The organism is uncultured Caballeronia sp., assembly GCF_964243625.1.
Taxonomy (GTDB): Bacteria; Pseudomonadota; Gammaproteobacteria; order Burkholderiales; family Burkholderiaceae; genus Caballeronia.
Window position 1 is genome coordinate 1 of the sequence record NZ_CAXTGZ010000440.1, and the last position, 5,113, is coordinate 5,113.

Consider the following 5,113-nt stretch of genomic DNA (forward strand, 5'->3'; position numbering starts at 1 on the left):
CGGTCGGCCGGATCGTAAAAGCAGGAGAAATGCTTGCCCACGATTTCGGACGCCACGTAACCCTTTGCGCGCTGCGCCCCGGCGTTCCAGTTCGAGACGATGCCATTGATATCCAGCATGTAAATGGCGTAGTCGGTCACCCCTTCAATCAACAAGCGAAAGCGCCGCTCGTGATCGCGCGTCTGCTCCTGAAGCGCACGCGCTTCCGTACGATCGCGCGTCACCTTCGCGAAGCCGAAGAGCTCACCATCATCGTCAAAAATCGGGTCGATCACGACGTGCGCCCAAAAGCGCGTGCCGTCCTTGCGCACTCGCCAACCTTCAGTCTCGAACCGTCCGTCGTGAAGCGACTTGGCGAGGCTGCGCGCCGGCAGCCCGGCATCACGATCCTCGGGCGTATAGAAACAACTGAAATGCTGGCCAACGATCTCGTCCGCCGAATAGCCCTTCGTGCGCTTGGCACCCGCGTTCCAGTTGGACACGATGCCGTCCGTATCCAGCATGTAGATCGCATAGTCGGTCACACTTTGCACGAGATAGCGGAAGCGCCGTTCGTGATCGATGGCGTGGTCACGCATGCGTCGCTGTTCGGTGAAGTCGCGCGTGATCTTCGCAAAACCGAACAGACGTCCATTGGGGTCGCGCAGCGCGTCGATAACCACATGCGCCCAGAAACGGGCGCCGTCCTTGCGCACCCGCCATCCCTCGGCTTCATACTTGCCTGTGGTGCGCGCGGTTTCGAGATTGCGCCCCGGCAGATCGTCGAGCCGTTCGTCGACTGAATAGAAGCAGGAGAAGTGCCGTCCGACGATTTCGCTCGCTGCGTAGCCTTTGGCTTTCTGGGCGCCGGCGTTCCAGGTGACGACCATACCGTCCACATCCAGCATGTAGATTGCGTAATCCGTTATGCCTTCTACCAGGCGTCGGTAGACGTCATCGCCGGCATTCAAGAGGCTGCCTTGAAGACAGGCCACATGGTTCCTTGAATCTTGCTCGCTCGTGTGTGATTGCATTGTGGGTCTTTGGTCCCGCTAAACGGTTCGAAGTACGTTAGCAGACAGTTCAGCACTCAGCATGGTCTTGATTTTAGAACTCTTCATGCAACGATGCACCGACCGGGCTACGCCGTTGCCGTGTTCTGAGTCAGACGAAACAGCGAAACCGCTTGTGTCAACCGACGGCCTTGGGCATCGAGCGATTGCGATGCCGCCGCCGCTTCTTCGACCAGGGCGGCGTTCTGCTGCGTCACCTGATCCATTTGCGAAATCGTCTGGCTCAATTGCTCGATACCATTGCTTTGCTCGTTCGATGCCGTTGCGATTTCACCCACGATATCGCTGACCTTCGAGACCGTTATCAGTACCTGCGCCACGGTCATGCCCGCTTCTCCAGCAAGCGACGAGCCTTCCGAGATGCAGCCCACCGACGCCTCGATCAATTCCTTGATCTCCTTTGCCGCGCTGGATGAGCGTTGCGCCAAGGAACGTACTTCCGCTGCCACGACGGCGAAACCACGCCCCTCTTCTCCAGCGCGGGCGGCTTCGACGGCTGCATTCAACGCAAGAATGTTCGTCTGGAATGCGATACCTTCGATGATGCCGGTAATATCCGCGATCTTTTCCGAGCGCACGCTGATCTCCGACATGGTCGCAACCATTCGGTTCACGGCCGTATTGCTCTGGTGCGCGACAGTAGTGGCCGTCGACGAAAGCGCTCGTGCCTGGTGCGCATGCTCGGCGTTCTGCCGAACCGTCGACGTGAGCTCCTCAACGTTCGATGCCGTCTCTTCGAGCGAAGCGGCCTGTTCTTCAGTACGAGTCGAAAGATCCGCGTTTCCTGCTGCGATCTGATTCGATCCAGTGGCAATGCTGTCGGCTGATGCCCGCACGTTGGCGATGAGTTCGACGAGCTTGGTTTGCATCGTGCTCATTGAAGCAAGCACGCTTGTCGGGGGCGCCTTGTCCGCGCCCGCAACGGCACTCAGGTCACCGCTTGCAACCCGCTGCACCACCTCGCTCAATGTATCGGGCTCGGCACCCAGAGCGCGCAGGATGCTGCGTGTGATGACCGCACCTGCAATCGCCGCCGACAGGGCCGCTGCCACACAGGCAGCGATCAGCAACAAGCGCGATATCGCGTAGTGTTGAGCTGACTCACGCACGAGCATTGCTTCGCGCTGACTTGTCATATCGGAATAGTCCTGCGTTGCCTTGACAAGCGCTGCGAGTAACGGGCGGCACTCGTCGTTCATCTTCGCAATCGCTTCATCATGCCTGCCCTTGAGCGCGAGATCGACAATGGCAAGTGCGACGGGACCATACAACGATTCAACCCGATTGATCTCTTCGACGCGTGCACGCACTTCGGGCGTCACGTCCTTCGCGCCCGCTACCAAGTTGTCGAAGTTTCGGAGATTGTGCTGGACGTCTTCGTGAGCCTGGATGACCGCGGCCTTTTCGATCTCGAGATCAGCAGGCTTGGTGACAAGCACGAGATTGCGCGCGGCAATCGCTCGCCGGTCGACGGCGGTACGAATTCTTTCCGCAATGTTCGCCCGGGTGTTGATCCCGTTCACAAAGGATTCGAACCGCTGGTTCGATGCACGGAGCGATTGAACCGATAATGCCGCAACGATCAGTACTGCGCCGGTGAGCGCGCCGAAGCCGGTTGCCAGCTTCGTTTTTACTTGCATACGTTGGAGAGTCATTTTTTCGTGTATTGGGTGCGTCACGAGAAATTAAGTCCTGCTCGCGACGTTAATGGCCAGCCTTCGTCGTGCAAGAGAACGAAAGCGAATGTACTGCACATTGCTTTACTTAACGGGGCCTGCCACGCCAACTTTAGTGTCGACAAATGTTGTGCAGCGAATGCAAACGTTTGCTGGCGAATTTATCTGCGTCAGAAGTCCTGATGCTTGTAACCCCACCCATGCGGGCAGCGCGTGCGTTGCCTTGTGACTTCGACCCATGCGGAGGCAATTGCTGCTTACGACGCAAGCTTGCGGATCGAATGGTTATTTCGATCGACGCGAACGCCGAATCACACGCCGCAATACCAATCGGCCGGGTGAGGTTGCGAACTTCGTTGTCAACGAGCGGTCATGGATAAAAAAATGGCGGAATGCAGGCATTCCGCCATTTCATCGATATCGAATCGACTTTACTGAGCAGATAAAAAGAACGCCTGGTCGCGTTGCGGTGTGACGCCAACAACCGTGAGCAGCCCATTTACTACGGTCGCTTCAACGGGCATCGATTCGTTGTTGAGAGCGCACGACAGACCCGTGAAATTAAGCGTACCGTCTAGCAGATGTTTGCCAGTCGAGCGCGGTTTGAAGCTGCCGGTAAACGTGCATGCATTTTGCGAACCCGTTGCAGTACCATCTGCGGCCACCGTGATTGTGGAGATTGGCGAGACCCCCGCGCCGCTGCTCCAGGTGCGTGCAACGTCACTGACGGCGATCGGTGTATCGTACGTCGCGTTGTAGTTGCCGTTGAAACTCGTGGCTGTCGTATCCGGACTGACGAAAAGACTCGTCGTCGCAGTGAGTGCGCTCTTGTCGGTGAAATTACCTGATAACGTGCCGGCGCGAATCGCTCCGAATGTATGGAAGCCGACCGTTGCAGAATCAGTGAACGCGCCATCGGTCGCGGTCATGATGCCCTCGATCAACCAGATAAACGAGCCGTTCTGCGTGTAGATGCTGTAATACTGCCCTGACTCCAGGACGATGGTTTGCGCCGCGACCGACTGCGCCGAATTCACGGAGCCGTACCAGAAACCTTCAGGCAATGCGTGTGAAGGGTTGGCGACGCACGACTTTTGTAGATTGGCAAGGTCGGTCGTGCAGGTCTTGCTGTCGCCGCCACCACCGCCGCAGGCAGCAAGTATGGGCAGCGTCAGCAACATGAGCTTTGAGAGCAGTTTCATGAGTTTATTGTTAGGTTTTTCAGAAGGGCACAAGCTGGCGTCGTCGAAGGCACATCGACAATAAATTAACGGAACATATCCGGAAAACTTTAGGCAAACGTACAAAGCACAAGTATCTTTTAAATCGACCAATCGATTAGGTTACCGAACTAATAGCGGACATCTATACAGCGCGAAGACGCTTTGGCCCTGCGCTGATCTGCTTACCGAACGGGCGCATTCGCTGATTTCATTGCAAACGGACTACTGCTGATCACGTAACGAAAAGTCTCCCTTTATTACATCCGAAAGGCACATGCAATTGCGAAACTCTCCGCTCTAACGGCGCTATAGCCTCCGGACTTTAGCGGCTCGGGTTTTCAAATGCGGCAAATCGCTAGCCACTGATTAAGGACACGGAATCAGCGGAGCGGCCCTGGCGAACGAATGAACCTCTCCGGCCGCGCTCATCATTCCTCGGTCGGCACTATTCAAGCGATTTGGTGGCTGAGATTCGCAACCACGTAAAAGCCAGGCAGCGAATATCACCCAACGCCGGCTTCGCTTGATTGCGCGACGATCTGGCAGTCGTGCTGGAAATGTCGTTCTCGAGCCCTGTTATGGACGGACCCCGAAAATATTTTTTCAACTAGTCTGCGGCCGTACTAATTACTGATTCGCTGCTCTTTAACATGCCGCAAACGATTGCCGCACCCGCCACTGCTAAAAGAAAGTAACGCTCGAACGGACTGTCCAGCTTTAATCCAACCGTTTGATGAGCGTTGTTTCCGCTTGGCGTCATTGCTCCCCTCAAGTTCGTTTTAAGCACGCCGTAAATAGGCTCACCACCTACCTTCCGAGCTTGTCCGGAGAGATTCGTCGGCGGGGACGGTGGGGAAGTTCTTGGCCGGCTCGCACGCAATGGGCGAGTCAACTACCTACCGTTATAAGGATGTACAAGATGCGCAAGGTCTTTAAAGCATTTGTTCGCGACGAGCGTGGCGTAAGCGCCATGGAATACGCAGTGTTGGCAGGCATCGTAGTGCTCGCTCTCGGCGGCATATCAGTTGCATTCAAGAGCAGCACGACTTCGATGTTCAGTGGATTGTTCACCAAAGTAACCTCGGCGCAAGGCAGCTAATCGCCTCGTTGGAGATCCGGCTGCCCGCTGGCCGGATCTCCGCCCTACTCGCCTCCGGATTGT

At 56.4% G+C, this 5,113-nt stretch carries 4 protein-coding genes; 1 reads left to right on the forward strand and 3 read right to left on the reverse strand.

Annotated elements, in window-relative coordinates; genetic code table 11:
* From ACFFAR_RS24050 to ACFFAR_RS24060, 3 genes are all read right to left on the reverse strand, one after another.
* Positions 1 to 950: PAS domain S-box protein (locus ACFFAR_RS24050; protein WP_375508591.1), on the reverse strand; the 950-nt coding region annotated here is incomplete at its 3' end.
* A 170-nt stretch (positions 951 to 1,120) separates the two neighbouring features.
* Positions 1,121 to 2,707 carry a methyl-accepting chemotaxis protein gene (locus ACFFAR_RS24055; RefSeq protein ID WP_174364407.1) on the reverse strand — a complete coding sequence of 529 codons (1,587 nt, stop codon included), beginning with the start codon at positions 2,705 to 2,707 and terminating at the stop codon, positions 1,121 to 1,123.
* Between the two features lie 452 nt (positions 2,708 to 3,159).
* Complete coding sequence (locus ACFFAR_RS24060) at positions 3,160 to 3,930, reverse strand: hypothetical protein (protein WP_075357476.1); 771 nt, start codon at positions 3,928 to 3,930, stop codon at positions 3,160 to 3,162.
* A 940-nt stretch (positions 3,931 to 4,870) separates the two neighbouring features.
* On the opposite strand from ACFFAR_RS24060, the gene ACFFAR_RS24065 reads away from it, so the two are divergent.
* Complete coding sequence (locus tag ACFFAR_RS24065; RefSeq protein ID WP_075357676.1) at positions 4,871 to 5,050, forward strand: Flp family type IVb pilin; 180 nt, start codon at positions 4,871 to 4,873, stop codon at positions 5,048 to 5,050.
* The last annotated feature ends 63 nt before the right edge of the window (positions 5,051 to 5,113 follow it).

Bases quoted from the DNA above. Each gene is read 5' to 3' on its own strand.
- ACFFAR_RS24055 (WP_174364407.1), bottom strand. From the start codon at position 2,707: ATGACTCTCCAACGTATGCAAGTAAAAACGAAGCTGGCAACCGGCTTC.
- ACFFAR_RS24060 (WP_075357476.1), bottom strand. From the start codon at position 3,930: ATGAAACTGCTCTCAAAGCTCATGTTGCTGACGCTGCCCATACTTGCT.
- ACFFAR_RS24065 (WP_075357676.1), top strand. From the start codon at position 4,871: ATGCGCAAGGTCTTTAAAGCATTTGTTCGCGACGAGCGTGGCGTAAGC.